The 16261-nt window shown below is 64.9% G+C and carries 11 protein-coding genes; 8 read left to right on the forward strand and 3 right to left on the reverse strand.

Features of this window, described 5'->3' with window-relative positions; genetic code table 11:
- Window positions 1-9: 9 nt before the first annotated feature.
- From H0S73_RS18650 to H0S73_RS18660, 3 genes are all read right to left on the reverse strand, one after another.
- Window positions 10-1098, reverse strand: coding sequence for a transglycosylase SLT domain-containing protein (locus H0S73_RS18650; RefSeq protein ID WP_181053555.1), 1089 nt, complete (start codon window positions 1096-1098; stop codon window positions 10-12).
- Window positions 1099-1272: 174 nt separating this feature from the next.
- Window positions 1273-1719 (reverse strand): Crp/Fnr family transcriptional regulator, encoded by a 447-nt coding sequence (locus tag H0S73_RS18655; RefSeq protein ID WP_152712473.1) that lies wholly within the window; start codon window positions 1717-1719, stop codon window positions 1273-1275.
- A complete protein-coding gene (locus tag H0S73_RS18660; RefSeq protein ID WP_246389080.1) occupies window positions 1716-4340 on the reverse strand; it encodes an ABC transporter ATP-binding protein/permease in 2625 nt (874 codons plus the stop codon). The genes H0S73_RS18655 and H0S73_RS18660 overlap by 4 nt, the downstream gene beginning before the upstream one ends.
- 242 nt (window positions 4341-4582) lie before the next feature.
- Between H0S73_RS18660 and H0S73_RS18665 the strand changes: the two genes are divergently transcribed.
- From H0S73_RS18665 to H0S73_RS18700, 8 genes are all read left to right on the forward strand, one after another.
- The gene (locus tag H0S73_RS18665; RefSeq protein WP_181053557.1) at window positions 4583-5860 is read left to right on the forward strand and encodes a glycosyltransferase family protein; all 1278 of its coding nucleotides are present in this window, start codon (window positions 4583-4585) and stop codon (window positions 5858-5860) included.
- An 8-nt stretch (window positions 5861-5868) separates the two neighbouring features.
- Window positions 5869-7140, forward strand: a complete 1272-nt coding sequence (locus H0S73_RS18670) for a glycosyltransferase family 4 protein (RefSeq protein ID WP_181053558.1) — start codon at window positions 5869-5871, stop codon at window positions 7138-7140.
- Window positions 7141-7214: 74 nt separating this feature from the next.
- Window positions 7215-8255, forward strand: coding sequence for a glycosyltransferase family 4 protein (locus H0S73_RS18675; RefSeq protein ID WP_246389082.1), 1041 nt, complete (start codon window positions 7215-7217; stop codon window positions 8253-8255).
- A gap of 9 nt (window positions 8256-8264) precedes the next feature.
- Window positions 8265-10205, forward strand: a complete 1941-nt coding sequence (locus H0S73_RS18680; protein ID WP_181053560.1) for a glycosyltransferase — start codon at window positions 8265-8267, stop codon at window positions 10203-10205.
- A gap of 32 nt (window positions 10206-10237) precedes the next feature.
- Complete coding sequence (locus tag H0S73_RS18685) at window positions 10238-12103, forward strand: ABC transporter ATP-binding protein (RefSeq protein ID WP_181053561.1); 1866 nt, start codon at window positions 10238-10240, stop codon at window positions 12101-12103.
- Window positions 12103-14016 (forward strand): ABC transporter substrate-binding protein, encoded by a 1914-nt coding sequence (locus H0S73_RS18690; protein ID WP_181053562.1) that lies wholly within the window; start codon window positions 12103-12105, stop codon window positions 14014-14016. The genes H0S73_RS18685 and H0S73_RS18690 overlap by 1 nt, the downstream gene beginning before the upstream one ends.
- On the forward strand, window positions 14013-15032 hold the full coding sequence (locus tag H0S73_RS18695) for an ABC transporter permease (RefSeq protein ID WP_181053563.1): 1020 nt from the start codon (window positions 14013-14015) through the stop codon (window positions 15030-15032). The genes H0S73_RS18690 and H0S73_RS18695 overlap by 4 nt, the downstream gene beginning before the upstream one ends.
- Complete coding sequence (locus H0S73_RS18700) at window positions 15029-16192, forward strand: ABC transporter permease (protein WP_181053564.1); 1164 nt, start codon at window positions 15029-15031, stop codon at window positions 16190-16192. Before H0S73_RS18695 ends, H0S73_RS18700 begins: the two co-directional genes overlap by 4 nt.
- Window positions 16193-16261 lie beyond the last annotated feature (69 nt).

Here is a 16261-nt window from a genome sequence, read left to right on the forward strand (position 1 = left end):
GGGCCGCCCTTACTGGACGAGAGCGGCCGCCTCGGATGTCCGCTCCTCGCTCTGACGGGAGATCTCGGCGAGATAAGGTCCGATGCCCTCGTAGCGGTCGAGGCGGCGGACGATCTTCGAATCGATCTTGTTGTAGAGTTCGGCGACGCTCACCGGACGGCGCTTGCGGCCCTTGCCTTCCATGAACAGCCCGGCATTGGCCTTCGCGGCCTTCGGGAAGAGCTTGGAGGCCTTCATGTTCGGGTCCTGGTCGAGGACCTCGAGGAACCGGACGGCGCTGGAGGCCCCCAGGAAGTGAGCGAGATAGAGTTCCGCCTCGGCCAGCTCCCGCTCGCCCTGGGCCTGGAGGGCGCGCTCCACGTCCTTGATCAGCTCTCCGGCCATGAGGGCGGAGAAATACGGGTCCGTGCGCAGGTTCATGATCCAGGCGCGGTCCCGGTCGCCGACGACCGGATCGCCGTCCACGGTCTTGATCGCCTCGGCGGCGGCGGCGAAGCCGTAATCGGCGGCGTGGAGCTGCACGATCTCGAGCCAGGTGCGGTCGATGAACTGGAACAGCCCCTGAGCCGACGAGGTCGGCGCCTTGGCTTCGGGCGAAAGGCTCGATTCCACATCGGCCAGGGTCATCATGTAGACCGGATCGACGCCGGTCACATGGGCGGCCTTGAGGATGGAATGCACGAGCCAGCGGGGGACATTGCGCCCGTTGAAGGGAATCAGCTCATCCGGGTCGCCGGCAGCCTCGTCCTGCATCTCATGGGGCGCCGGTTTCGCCGCATGCGGCTTCCTGAAGGAAAATGCGCCGTCGAGGATAGCCTTGAAGAGGCTCGGGTCCTTCATCAGCTTCGGGGTGAAATCCATCGAGGCCGTGATGAGGGAACCGGTGGTGACCGGCTGCGGCGCCGAGGCTGCGGCCGGCCGAGCCATGAGCGCGCTCGGCAGGGTCGCAACGGCCGCCGGTCCGGCGGAGAAGCCCTGGAGGCCCATGAGCAGGCCCGCGGTCACGGTCAGCTGAAGAAAACGGCGGCGACGTCCGGGCTTGCGCACATCCGCAACAGGCTGCGGAACCGCGCACAGCAGCGTTCTCGCGTTACTCATCATCACTTATCCCGCAACAGCCCGCCCTGACGGTCGGGCCTTCCCTTGTGTCATTCTGGGACAAGGGTTGACGGGTAGATGTGACGAGAATCGGTCAGCTTGGCCATTAGAGGTAGGATTTTGCTAACCTTAAGCAGGGTTTTCCCCTAAAAATCTCAAGGATTGCCTGGAAATTTAGGATGAGGATTGTGCGACAAGCTGCGCATTGGTCCGCTCGAGGCGCTTTGCCAGCTCTCGCATGATCGCCAGGGACATCTGGGGAAACTGGGCCAGAAGCTCGAGAAAGACCCTCTTGTCGATTCGCAGGGCCGTCGTCGGTTCGGCCGCCATGATCGTGGCGGAGCGCGGCGTGTCCGAGAGAATGCCCATTTCGCCGACGAGAGCATTGCTCCCCAGCTCGGCCACCTGGATGTCGCCGCCCGGCGTGTTGAGGAGAACGTTCGCCCGGCCGTCGAGGATCACGTAAGCGGCGTCGGAGGGATCCCCCTGCGAGAAGAAGCGCTGCCCGCCGGAGAACTGCACCCGCTCGCTCGTGAAGGCGAGAAGCTTCAGGCGGGCCGGATCCACATCCCGAAACATCGGCACCTGCCGCAAGGACTGAACCTCTGTTTCAAGGGTCATGCCACCTCTCCTGCTACTCTCTGGGCGGCGTCCGGCTCGGGTCTGGCGGACCCGAGGGCCGGAGCGGCCGTCTTTTCTGTAATGATTTGTCCGTCACGGAAGCGCAACTGAACATCGAAAGAGCCTGCCTGTCGATCATTCGGAAGGACCATGAACAGGCTTTGTTGATCGAGAAGCTCCAGCAGCAATTCGAGCATTTGCTGGCTGCGCGCCTCGTCGAAGGGGGCGAACGCCCCGTCGATCACGAGAATATCCGGGCGTTTCACGAGGCAGCGCACGAGATTGACGCTCGCCCGCTCCTGGGGCGACAGGAGCCGCCCGGCCGTGCCGACCTGATAATCGAGGCCGATCCGCTCGATATCCTCCACCAGGTCGAGTTCGCGGACCACCGTCGCGACGGCCTCGGTCACCCGAACGCGGGCATTGGCGACCTGATAGCTGACGCGTCCGAACAGGAGGTTGTCCCGCAAGGGCGCCGCCGCGCAGAAGTGCTCGGGATCGTAGAATTCCACCCCCTCCGACGCGGAGTTCGTGAGGACCTCCCGGACGCGGCCCCGCGCCTCTACGATCCGGGCCATCAGCTGTTCGTCGAGGAGGCCGAGGCGGTGCCGGGCTTCGATATAGGCGAGCGGGAGAGCCAGAAGCCGGGTGCGGTCCTCCCGCTTCAAGTTGCCCTCGCCCCGCGCCTGCCGGCGCAGGATCGCGGCGAATTCCGACAGTTCCTCGGCGCCGATGAAGGAGAACTGCTCGAACAGCGAATGGCCGGGGGGCAGCCCCTCGAAGATCTCGGTCATGGTCTCGGCGATCTGCAGGCCCATGCGGACGAGATCGTCGGTCAGCCCGGCCCGGTCGATGGCGCTGCGGAACTGGCCGTTCTCGGCCAGATTGCGGCCCTTGAACTCGTCCGAGATCGGGACTCCGAAGAGAAGGTTCTCGGCGATGGTGGCCTGGCTGTTGTATCGCTCCGGGTCGAAGGGTTCGACCAGATCGGCCATGCCGTTCGACTGGAACGTCTCGCGCAGGCGATGCCGGGCTTCGACCACGCGCTCGGCGAGAGCCGTGTGGCGCTCGGGATCGATCCGCCCCGCCAGCCCGAACAGGTAGATCGTGTCGCCCATGCCGATCCGGTCCAGCAGATCGAGGAGAATGCGGTCGAGATCGCTCTCGTCCCGCGCGCCGATCCGCTCGTAATCCACCCATTGATCGGCAATGCTCTCGACCGGGTTTCCCGTCCGGATCGCCTCGGCGATCCGGCGATCCATCTCCCGCTTCTCCTCCTCGATCCTGCCCAACGGCTTCGAGCGAAGGCCGTAGATCAGGTTGTCGCGAATGCTGCCGGGGAAGAGGATGGGATCGACGCCCGCATAGGCGATCCGTCGCCCGACCACCGGAACGGGGAGTTGCATCAGATCACGCTCGCCGATGCGGATCTGGCCGCTGAACTCCGAGGTACGCCGGGCGACGATGCGCGCGAGCATGCTGGCCGCGGCGCCGCCGTTGGAAATCAGGGCAACGCTCGCAGGCAGGTCCACCGCGAAGGTCCCACCCTCGATGATCATGTCGCCATGGATGCCGGCGACGCGGATGTCCTCGGCAAGCAGGGGACCCGTCAGGGGCATGTCCTCCTCGGCCGCCTCGCGGGCCTCATGCAGGGGCACGAGCCGCTCCTCGGCGAAATGCTGGGTGACCTGATCGTATTTCACCTGGACGTCGAGACGCTGCTGGTCCCAGTCGATCAGCTCCTTCAGGGGCGGAGGCAGCTCCCGATAGGCCCCGATGACGGCCACGAGCTGACCGATGTCGAGGGTGCCGCGCAGGGCGAAATAGCCGCCGATGGCGTAGAAGAAGAACGGCGTCAGCTGCGCCAGGAAATTGTTGAGCGATTTGACGAAGAACTTCCGGTTATAGATCTTCAGCCGGACGGAGAAGAGATTGAACAGACGATGCCCGATCTCGGCCCGTTCCCAGTTGTAGGCGTTGTGGACGTGAACGACCTCGATGCCGTCCTGGACCTCGGCGATGCGACCTGCCAACTGCCTCGATTCCAGCTGCCGCTGCTTTCCCAGGCGGAGCAGCTCTCGCCGAAGCCGTGGAATGATGGTGAACTGCACGGCGATCACCGCCAGTGCGATCAGGCCGAGCCAGACGTTCTGGATCATGATGAAGACGAGGGCCGTGATGGCCTGCATCCCCAGGAAAATCGGGGTGATGAAGGCATCCCCGATGAAGCCGCCGATGGGTTCGACCTCATCCTTGATGATCGTCGCCGTCTCGGAGGATTTCACGTTGCGCAGGGCGTCCGGGGTGAAGCGGAGCACCATGGAGAACAGGTCGAAGCGCATGCGCCTCAGCATGCGCTCGCCCAGGATGCCCTTGGCGACGTTGATCCAGTACTTGAACGCCCCGTTGACGACGACGAAGAACAGAAACAGGGTCGAGAGACCGAACAGAAGCCCCAGCCGGCCCACCTGGAACCCTTCGAAGATCTCCAGGGTGCCGCCGCCCAGCCATTTCGGCCACGCATAGCTGAGATGGAGGAAAGTGGCGGTGGAATTGCCGTCCCTGAAAGCCTCACCCTGGATGGCCTGGTTCACGATCTGCCGAGGCAGATCCAGGGACATGAAGTAAAACGGCAGCGAAGCGAGCACGACCGCGCAAACGATCAGCTGGTCACGCCTGGAATGTGTCCAAATGTACCTGAAGAGGCTCTTTTCCATTGCCGTAGGGTTACCACTTCTATACGCCTGGATGAACCTCTTTCCGATCTCGGGCAGCGCCTTATTTGATCGATAGGGACCTTAGTAGGTAGAGAAGGCCGATGGGTCGTCAATCGCCCTCGTCGCCTGACCGTAGGGGCAGCCGCATGGCAGACCTGGCAATGGATTACGATCAGGACGCAGGTTCTGTCTCGGCGCAGGCCGAGGGCACCCGTGGAACGCGGGTCCTGATCTACAGCCATGACACCTTTGGCCTCGGGCATCTGCGCCGGTCGAGGGCGATCGCCAACGCCATCGTGCAGGACCGGCCGGACACCTCGATCGTCATCATCTCGGGATCGCCCGTCATCGGCAATTTCGAGTTCGACAGCGGCGTCGACTACATTCGCATCCCGGGGGTCACGAAGCTGCCGGACGGGGATTACCGCAGCCTCAACCTCAACATCGAGCTGGACGAGGCCGTGGGCCTGCGCCAAGCCCTTATTCTTCAGGCCGCCAAGGCTTTCAGGCCGGACATATTCATTGTCGACAAGGAACCCACGGGCTTCCGCGGCGAGGTCGTGCCGGCGCTCGACTACCTCAAGGCTGCCGGCTGCCGCCTCGTTCTCGGGATTCGCGACGTGATGGACGAGCCCGCGCTTCTCGTCCCCGAATGGGAGCGCAAAGGGGCCAAGGATGCCCTGACCCGCTACTACGACGAGATCTGGGTCTACGGCCTCAAGGACGTCTACCAGCCTCTCAAGGCCCTGGACCTGCCTTCTTACGTGGAAGAGCGCATCACCTATACCGGCTACCTGCGCCGGGACGTGCCGCCGACCCCGTCCCTCACCAAATATCCCAAGATCACGAAGCAGCCCTTCATCCTTGTGACCACGGGCGGCGGCGGCGACGGGGACGACCTGATCGACTGGGTGATCTCGGCCTATGAGGCGGACGCGGCGCTCGAACAGCCCGCCCTCATCCTGTTCGGCCCCTTCATCGACAGGGACAAGCGCCGATCCTTCGTGGAGCGCATCGCCCGGCAGCCGAAACTCGACGTGATGTCCTTCGACAACAAGATCGAATGGCTGATGAAGAAGGCGGACGCCATCGTGGCCATGGGTGGGTACAACACCTTCTGCGAGGCCCTGTCCTTCGACAAGCGGACCCTGATCGTGCCGCGCACGAAGCCCCGTCTCGAGCAGTACATCCGCGCCGTCGAGGGCAAGCGGCTCGGGCTTGTGAGCATGCTGAGCGACTACAAGGAACCGCGAACACCCGAGCGCATGGCGGCGGCCTTGCGCGCCTTGTCGTCCCAGCCCCGCCCGTCGGAGGTGATCGTCCCCGGCCTTCTCGACGGTCTCGACAGGGTGCAGGATCGCCTGAAGGCACTCACAGCCTCCAGGGCACCGTTTGCCACCGCGTATCATCAGGCGGCCGAGTAACCGTACATATGCTTCCCTCCAAGACAGCCCGACGCATCGCCATCGTGGTGAAAGGCTACCCGCGCCTCTCCGAAACCTTCATCGCCCAGGAAATCCTGGCTCTCGAGCAGCGCGGCCTCGCGCTCGAGATCTGGTCCCTCCGGCACCCGACGGAACGGGCCGTGCATCCCATGCACAAGGCGATCAAGGCGCGGGTCTCCTATCTGCCCGAATATCTTTACGAGGAGCCCTTGCGCGTCCTGCGCGGCGCCTTCTGGAGCTTGGGCCGGAAAGGTTTCGGGCCGACCATCCGGGCCTTCTGGCGCGATCTGAAGCGTGATTTCACCGCGAACCGCGTGCGCCGCCTCGGCCAGGCCTTCGTGATGGCGCGCGAGATGCCGGAGGAGGTGCGGCACCTGCATGTGCATTATCTCCACACGCCCGCGTCCGTCGTCCGCTATGCGGCCCTGCTGACGGGCCGGAGCTGGACCTTCTCGGCCCATGCCAAGGATATCTGGACGACGCCCGACTGGGAAAAGCGCGAGAAAATGGAGGAAGCGCTCTGGGGCGTGACCTGCACGGCGCAGGGGGCCGGAAATCTCCAATCCCTGTCGCGGCCCGACAAGGTGGCGCTCGTCTATCACGGCCTCGATCTCTCCCGTTTTCCGGCAGCTCCCGAAAGCCGCCCCGCCAGGGACGGCTCCGACCCGCTCGATCCGGTCAGGATCGTGTCCGTCGGGCGAGCCGTGGCGAAGAAGGGTTTCGGCGATCTCATCCAGGCGCTCGCCGCCCTGCCTCAGGACCTCCATTGGCGCTTCGCCCATGTGGGCGGCGGCGAACTCCTGAACAGCCTGAAGAAGCAGGCCCAGGAGGCCGGTATCGCCGACAAGGTGGCGTTTCTCGGCTCGAAGGCGCAGCCCGACATCATCGCGCTCCTGCGGGAGGCGGACCTCTTCGTCCTGCCGTCGAAGGAGGCGAAGTCGGGCGACCGGGACGGCCTTCCCAACGTGATCATGGAAGCGGCCAGCCAGGGCCTCGCCATCGTGGCGACGGACTTCGCCGGCATTCCGGAATTCATCCGCAACGACGTGGAAGGCGTACTCGTGCCGCCGGGCGATTGGGCGGCCCTGTCCAACGCGCTCAACCTCCTGGCCCGCGACCCGGCTCAGCGCGATGCGCTCGGCGCCGCCGCCTTCGCGCGCCTGCGGCGGGACTTCTCCATGGAGGGCGGGATCGACGTTCTGGAGGATCGCCTCCGGGCCGTGACGGACAACGCCAGGAAAGAACCGGAGCGGGTGTGAAAAACGCGAGGCCAGTTGCGTTCTATGCCCCCTTGAAGAGCCCGAACCATCCGCTTCCCTCGGGCGACCGAACCATGGCCCGCCTGACGATGAAGGCGCTCGACCGGGCCGGCTATTCGCCCTGTCTCACCAGCGAAGTGCGAACCCTCGACAAGGCGGGCGACCGGCAGCGACAGGAGAGGCTCCGAGCCGAATCGCTGGAAGAGGCTGACCGCCTCATCGCACGCTACACGGCACTGCCCGGGGACAGCCGCCCCTGCCTGTGGTTCACCTACCACGTCTATTACAAGGCGCCCGACTGGATCGGCCCGCATGTCGCGGAGGCACTCGGCATCCCCTATGTCATTGCGGAAGGATCGCGAGCATCCAGGCGTGCGCAAGGACCCTGGGCGCTCGGGCACGAAGGCGCGCAAGCGGCTCTCGACCGCGCCGACGTGATCTTCAGCATGACGCCCGTTGACCGGGAGGCCCTGGAGACCGCGAGGCCCTCACATCAGGCTCTGGTGGACCTGCCGCCGTTCCTGGATCTTGAGGAATGGCCCCTGTCGGGCTCCCGCCCGTCGCGAGCGCCCGAACCACGCCTTCTCACGGTGGCAATGATGCGGGAGGGCGACAAGCTCGCTTCCTATCGCATTCTCGCGGCCGCCCTGGGGCGTCTCCTGCACCTGCCCTGGTCTCTCGACATCGTCGGGGACGGCGAAGCGCGGGACGAGATCGCGCGGCTGTTCTCGTCGATGCAGAACCGCGTCCGGCTCCACGGACAGGTCGAGTGCAAGGCCGATCTGGCAGCCCTCTATCGGGCGGCCGATCTCTTCGTCTGGCCTGCCGTGAACGAGGCCTACGGCATGGTGCTGCTCGAGGCTCAGGCCCTCGGCTGCGCGGTCGTTGCGGGCGCCTATGGGGGCGTTGCCAGCGTGGTGCGGAACGGCGAGACCGGACTCCTGACGTCGCCCGGCGACATCGCGGCTTTCGCCGGTTCCATGAGCGGTCTCCTGCAGGACCGGGAGCGTCTTGGGACCTTCGGCGCCAACGCATCCCGTTTCGTCGAACAGGAACGTGACCTCGGTCATGCCGCATTGCGCTTGCGCAATGCGCTGCAAGGCCTGACGGGGTAGAGTGTAAAAATGAGTTTACGCGTTTTGATCGCCGTCACGCATCTTCTGGGCGCAGGTCATCTCACCAGGGCCGCAGCCCTGGCGCGGGCTTTTGCGCGAAAGGGGCATACGGCGACACTCGTGTCGGGCGGCAGCCCTGCCCGACTGACCGATCTGGAGAATGTCACCTTCGTTCAGCTGCCGCCCGTGCGGACCGTCGGAACCGATTTCAAGACGCTGCTCGGCGATGATCTCGCGCCCGTGGATGAGGCCTATCTCGAAAGGCGCCGAGTCCTTCTGCTCGACACCCTGAAAACGGCCCGGCCCGATCTTCTGATCACCGAGCTTTTTCCTTTCGGCCGCCGCGTCCTGGCGGATGAGTTCTCCACTCTGCTCGATGCCGCCCGCCGCATGAGCCCGCGTCCGCTGGTACTATCCTCGATCCGGGACATCCTGGTCGCCTCCTCCAAGGCGTCGCGCCTCGCCGAGACCCATGAGCGCGTGCTTCGCGACTACGACGCAGTTCTTGTCCATGGCGATCCGGAACTCGCGCCGCTGGAGGCCTCATGGCCCCTGGATGAGCGGATCAGGCCGCTCATCCGCTATACCGGCTATGTGGACGAGAACGACGATTCCGTACCGGTGAACCGTCGGCATGGCATCGTCGTCTCCGGCGGATCGAGCGCCGCAAGCCTGCCGCTCTACCGCGCGGCCCTCGCGGCGGCGCAGGATTTCGCGGATCGCCCCTGGCGCATCCTCGTCGGCAGGGGAGTGGCGGACACCGAGTTCCTTGCCCTTCAGGAGAGCGCACCGGCCCACGTGACCGTGGAGCGGGCGCGGCCCGATTTCCGCGCCCTGCTCTCCGGGGCGGAGGTTTCCGTGAGCCAGGCCGGGTACAACACGGTTGTCGACCTCCTGCGCTGCGGAGTGCCATCGGTTCTCGTCCCGTTCGAAGCCGGCAGCGAGACGGAGCAGCGTCTGCGCGCCGAGCGCCTGGCGGCGCGGGGCCTTGCCGAGATCGTGCCCGAAGCAGCGCTCTCGCCGCGACGTCTGGCCGATGCCATCCGACGCGGACTGGCGCGTCCCTCCTCCCCAACTCCAGCCATCGCCCTGGATGGAGCCATGCGGACGGTCGCCATCGCCGAAAGCCTCGTGTCGTCGAGCCCTGCGCTCCACAGGACTATCGACTGGTCGTCCCTCGATCGGGCGCTGGACCAGGCCCGGGAACGGGGCATTCCCGTTCGCTTCTGGTGGCGCGACGACGATGCGGTGGCCGATACGCCCCAGCTCGACCGGCTTCTCGGTCTCGCACGCCGTTACGATGCCGGAATCGGCCTCGCGGTTATTCCCGAAGGCATCGAAGCCTCGCTCGCGAAGCGATTGGCGGAAGAGCCGAAGGTCTTCGCCCTCGTGCACGGCTGGAGCCATGCCGACCATGCGCCAGCCGGCGAGAAGAAGGCCGAGTTCGGTCCTCACCGTGCTCTCGATCGCATGGCGACGGAGGCGGAGCGGGCTCTGCATGTGGCGCGGGAGCATCTCGGGTCGCGGCTTCTGCCCGTCTTCGTGCCGCCCTGGAACAGGATCTCCCGGGATCTCGTCCCAGGCCTGACGGACCTGGGCTTCCGGGGACTATCCACCTTCACGGACAGGAAGAACGCCCAGCCCGCGCCGGGCCTTGTCCAGGTCAACACCCATGTGGATCCCATCGACTGGCACGGCACGAGAAGCCTCGCCGATCCGGCGCTGATCGTGGCCGCTCTCGCCGGAGCGGTCGAGAGGCGCGTGGCCGGCGTTGCAGACCCCGAGGAGCCGATCGGGTTCCTGACCCACCATCTCGTTCATGACGACGTCATCTGGGCGTTATGCGAAAGGCTTATCGCCCGCCTAGCCGTGCGGGGCATAGGTTTTTTGTGCCCCGATGCGTGTTTCGGATTGGAAACAAGATCACAATTGAGATCAAATGGGGACTGATGCGTTATGCTCATAGTTCCTGGGAGGAGCATATGGAAGCGCCACTCCTGTCGGTTCGCCAGCTGACAGTTGACTTCAACACCGATGCCGGAAACTTCCGGGCCGTCGACGGGCTGACATTCGACATTCCTAAAGGGAAGACGGTAGCCCTCGTCGGAGAGTCCGGATCGGGCAAATCGGTGACGGCGCAGGCCATCCTCCAGATCCTGTCGAAGAAGGCCCGCATCACGGGGGGATCCATCGTGTTCGACGATCCCGCGAATGGCGGCACCATCGACATCGCCGCCCTCCAGCCCGAGAGCGACGCCATGCATGCCCTGCGCGGCGGGCGCATCGCCATGATCTTCCAGGAGCCGATGACGTCCTTGTCCCCGCTCCACACCATCGGCGACCAGATCTCCGAGGCGCTGATGATCCACGCGGATGTGGATCAGGCCAAGGCGAACCAGCGGACCATGGAGGTGCTCGCCCGGGTCGGCTTCCCCGATCCGAAGCGGGCACTGAAGACCTACCCGTTCGAACTCTCCGGAGGCCTGCGCCAGCGCGCCATGATCGCCATGGCGCTCATCACCCGCCCGGCCCTCCTGATCGCCGACGAGCCCACGACGGCGCTCGACGTAACCACGCAGGCGCAGATCCTGGACCTCATCAAGGAACTTCAGGGCGAGACCGGCATGTCGGTTTTGCTCATCACGCACGACCTCGGCGTCGTGGCCAACGTGGCCGACGAGGTGGTGGTGATGTATCGGGGGAGGGTCATGGAGGCCGGCTCCCGGGAGAATATCTTCCGCAACGCGCAGCATCCCTATCTTCAGGCGCTCATGCGCGCCGTTCCGCGCTTCGCCATGGCGGAGAACGAGCGCCTGACGCCGATCCGCGAAGTCACGAGCGCAACGCTCACCTCGGCCTCGGCGCCGGAGCGGATCCAGCCGAAGGGGCCGATCCTGAAGGCCGAGCATCTCACGAAATGCTTCACCCTCCGGTCGGGCTGGTTCTCCGGCAAGACCCAGGAGATCCGCGCCGTCAGCGAGGTCGACCTGTCTCTTCCCGTCGGCAAGACCCTGGGGCTCGTGGGCGAATCCGGATGCGGCAAGACCACCGTGTCCAAGATGATCATGCGTGCGCTCACGCCCAATTCGGGCCGGGTGCTGTTCGACGACGGCACAGGGCCGAAGGATGTGCACAAACTGGAAGGCGACGCGCTGACCACCTATCGACGCTCCGTGCAGTTCATCTTCCAGGACCCGTTCTCGTCCCTCAATCCGCGCATGACGGTCTATGAACTTCTCACCGAGCCTCTGCGCATCCACAACATCGGCACTTCCGACGAGCGCTATGCGCGGGTGAAGCAGCTCCTCGACATGGTGGGGCTCGATCAGCGCGCGTTGAGACGCTATCCGCATTCCTTCTCCGGCGGCCAGCGCCAGCGCCTCGGCATCGCGCGGGCGCTCGCCCTCGAGCCGCGCGTGCTGCTCTGCGACGAGCCGGTGTCCGCCCTGGACGTATCCGTTCAGGCCCAGGTCCTCAACCTGCTCAAGGACCTGCAATCGGCGCTCGGATTGTCGTACCTCTTCGTCTCCCACAACCTCGCGGTCGTGGACTACATCGCCGACACGATCGCGGTCATGTGCCGGGGCTACATCGTCGAGGAGGCGCCGAAATCCTCCCTCTTCCGCAACCCGGTCCATCCCTATACGCAGGCCTTGCTCGCCGCCGTGCCGGATCCGGACATCGACCGGCCGCTGGACTTCGCCAAGCTGCGGAGCGGCCGCTTCTCGCAGCCGTCGGAATGGCCCGAGCCTTTCCGCATCAAGCCCGGCGAATTCGGCGTGATGAAAGAGATCGAACCGGGCCATAAGGTTCGCATGGGGCAGCTGACAGCCCGGGAGGCTGCGTGATGCCGCTCAAATCCCGAACACAGAAGTTCGCCCTTGCCTTCGCGCTCGGATTGCTGGCGCTGCCCGTCATGGCCCAGGATTTCAAGGACGCCCCGTTCCTTGCCGAGCAGGTGAAGGAGAAGAAGCTGCCCCCCCTGGCGGATCGGCTTCCGAAAACCCCCATCGTGGTCAATTCCGCCGGTCAGTACGGCGGCGACGTCGTGACCCTGGTGCCGCGGCCGCGCGACATACGATACATCTCGACCTTCGCCTATACCCGCCTCGTCGGCTATGACCAGGACCTCCAGCTTCAGCCGGATCTCCTGGAGAAGTACGAGAACGAGGACGATCGGGTCTTCACGTTTACCCTGCGGGAAGGACACCGCTGGTCCGACGGATCGCCCTTCACGGCGGAGGATTTCCGCTATTACTGGGAGGATGTAGCCCAGAACCAGGACCTCTCGCCGGCCGGGCCGCCGGAATTCATGATGGTGGACGGCAAGCCCCCGCGCTTCGAGGTCCTCGACGAACGGACGGTGCGATACACCTGGGACAAGCCCAATCCGCGCTTCCTGCCGCAACTGGCCGGGCCGCTCGATCCCGGCATCTACCGGGCTTCCGCCTACCTCAAGCAGTTCCACGCCAAATATGCCGACAAGGCCGCTCTCGAAGAGAAGGCGAAGCAGCAGAAGCTGAAATCCTGGGCGGCCCTGCACAACCGCATGGACGACATGAAGGAGCAGACCAACCCGACCCTGCCCACCCTCATGGCCTGGCGCGTGATGAACGCCGCCCCGGCCAACCGCTTCATCTTCGAGCGCAATCCTTATTACCACCGCGTCGACAACCAGGGACAGCAGCTGCCTTATGTCGACCGGCTCATCATGGACGTCTCGGCTCCCGGTCTCTTCGCCGCCAAGGCCAACGCGGGGGAGGTCGACCTTCTGTTCCGCGGCCTCTCCATGAGCGACATCCCGGTCCTGAAGGAAGGCGAGAAGGCGAAGGGCTACAAGACCCTGCTCTGGCCCTATGCCCGGGGCACCGAGCTTGCGCTCTATCCCAATCTGAACACCGTGGATCCGGCTTGGCGCCAGCTCAACCGGGACGTTCGCTTCCGCCGCGCCCTGTCGCTCGGCATCGACCGCAAGACGCTGAACAACGCGCTGCTCTTCGGACTCGGCACCGAGGGCAACAACACCATCGTGTCGGAAAGCCCGCTCTTCAAGGAGGAGCTGCGCACGATGAATGCCGGGTACGACCCGGCGGAGGCCTCGCGCCTCCTCGACGAGATCGGCCTGACGAAACGCAACGGCGCCGGCATCCGCCTGCTTCCCGATGGGCGCGAGCTGGAGATCATCGTCGAAACCGACGGCGAGAGCAGCCTCGTGGTCGACGGCCTGACCCTGATCGGCGAATTCTGGCGCGAGATCGGCGTGAGGCTCTTCGTGAAGCCCCAGGACCGCACGGTGCTGCGCAACCGCTCCTATGCCGGGCTGACCGTCATGGTGGCAGCGCCCGGCCTCGACAACGCGATCCCCACGGCGATCATGCCGCCGACGGAATTCGCCCCCATGCGCCAGGACAATTACGCTTGGCCGAAATGGGGTCAGCACGTCGAGACCAAAGGCAAGAACGGGGAGAAGGTCGACATCCCCGAAGCCCGGCGCCTCCTCGATCTCTACGAGACCTGGATGGGTACCGGGAACCGGGATGTACAACGGAACGTCTGGAGCGAGATGCTGCGCAATCATGCGGAGAACCAATGGGCCATCGGCACCATCTCCGGCGCCCTGCAGCCCATCGTCGTCCGCAACGGCTTGCAGGGACTGCCGGCCAAGGAGCTCTACAGCTGGGAGCCGACGGCCATGCTGGGCATCTATCGCCTGGATGAAATCCACTGGAACAAAGCCGCCCGCAAAGAGGCCCGTCGATGATCCGTTTCCTGTTGCGTCGCTTCGTCACCATGGCGGTGACCCTGCTGATCATTTCGGCCCTGGTCTTCTTCATCATCAAGCTGCCGCCGGGCGACTTCCTGACCAATCAGATCGCCGAACTGAGGGCGCAGGGTGAATCCGCCTCCATCGCGAAAGCCGAATTCCTCATCAAGCAATACGGGCTCGATAAGCCCGCCTGGCAGCAATATCTGGTCTGGATCGGCGTCATGCCCGGTCCGAACGGCTTTTCCGGCCTGCTGCAGGGCGATTGGGGCTGGTCCTTCGAGTACGATAAGCCGGTGGTGGACGTGATCGGCGACGCCCTGTGGCTGACGCTTCTGGTCAACCTCGCGGTGGTGATCTTCATCCACGTGGTGTCCATTCCCATCGCGATCTATTCGGCAACGCGGCAATATTCCGTCGGCGACTATCTCGCCACCTTCATCGGCTATATCGGGCTTGCGACCCCGAGTTTCCTGCTCGCGCTGATCATGCTCTATTACATGAACCGCTGGTTCGGCATTTCCATCGGCGGGCTTTACGACGCGCAATATGCGGGCGAGCCCTGGACCTGGGCCAAGACGCAATCCCTGCTCTCGCATCTCGTTGTCCCGACCGTCGTGATCGGCCTCGGCGGAACGGCGGCCATGATCCGGCGCATGCGCGCGAACCTGCTCGATGAGCTCGGCAAGCAATATTACGTGACGGCGAAAGCAAAGGGGCTCGAGCCCACCAGGGCCTTGCTGAAATATCCCTTCCGCATGTCGCTCAACCCCTTCATCGCCGATATCGGCAACCTGCTGCCGCATCTGGTCTCCGGGTCGGTTCTGGTCTCCCTGGTCCTGAGCCTGCCGACCGTAGGCCCGATCCTGTTGAGCGCGCTGAAAAGCCAGGATCAGTTCCTCGCCGGCTTCATCCTGATGTTCGTCGCGGTGCTGACCGTCGTCGGCATGCTGATATCCGATCTTCTGCTGGCCTGGCTCGATCCGCGGATCCGGATGGGAGGCGGACGATGAACACGGCTCTTTCCTCCAAGCGCCACTACGTCGACCCCGCGCCTTTCGATCCGGGCAGGACCGAGCCGGTCGGGGCCGAAAGCGAAAGCTTCTACCGCGCCTCGTCCTGGCAGCTGATGTGGTGGAAGTTCCGCCGCCACAAGGTGGCGGTGGCGGCGGCTTTCGTGCTGCTCGCCTTCTACCTTCTCGTGCCCTTCGTGGAGGTCGTCGCGCCCTACAACCAGACGAAGCGCCACGGCGACTTCCTCTATGCGCCGCCGCAGGCGATCCATCTGATGCACGAGGGCCGCTTCGTCGGGCCCTTCACCTATCCATACACCTACAGCTTCGACCTGGAGAGCTTCCGGCGCGTCTACACACCCGACAGATCGAAGCCGCAACCCATCCGCTTCCTCTGCCGGGGCGATGCCTATCAGTTCTGGGGCATGTGGGAGATGAACGTCCACCTGGTCTGCCCTCCGGAAGACGGCACGATGTTCCTGCTCGGCACCGACCGGCTCGGACGCGACCTGCTCTCGCGCATCATCTACGGGGCGCGGATCTCGCTCACCATCGGCATCGTCGGAATCGCCGTGTCGTTCGCGCTCGGCCTCTTCTTCGGCGGGCTTGCCGGCTATCTCGGCGGCTGGGTCGATCACGTGATCCAGCGTATGATCGAGATCCTGCGATCCCTGCCGGAGCTGCCCCTGTGGCTCGCGCTCTCCGCCGCCCTGCCGGCGAACTGGAGCCCGATCCTGGTGTTCTTCGGCATTACGATCATCCTCGGCCTGCTCGACTGGCCGGGACTCGCGCGCGCCGTGCGCTCCAAGCTCCTGTCGCTGCGCGAGGAGGATTTCGTGAAGGCCGCGGAGCTGATGGGCGCCTCCAAGCAGCGCATCATCGCCCGCCACCTCATCCCGAACTTCATGAGCCACCTGATCGCCTCGGCGACGCTCTCGATCCCGTCCATGATCCTCGGCGAGACCGCCCTCTCCTTCCTCGGCCTCGGCCTGCGCCCGCCCGTGACGAGCTGGGGCGTGCTGCTCAACGAGGCGCAGAACCTCGCGGCCGTGCAGCTGCATCCCTGGCTGCTCTTTCCGATGGTGCCCGTGGTGATCGTTGTGCTGGCCTTCAACTTCATGGGCGACGGGCTGCGCGACGCGGCGGATCCGTATCATTAGCCGGAAGGCGTGTTGTCCTTCACGCAGCGGAATGCGAGACATCCGGGATCGACAGTGAGTTCAGAGGTG

This window comes from Microvirga mediterraneensis (assembly GCF_013520865.1).
GTDB lineage: Bacteria > Pseudomonadota > Alphaproteobacteria > Rhizobiales > Beijerinckiaceae > Microvirga > Microvirga mediterraneensis.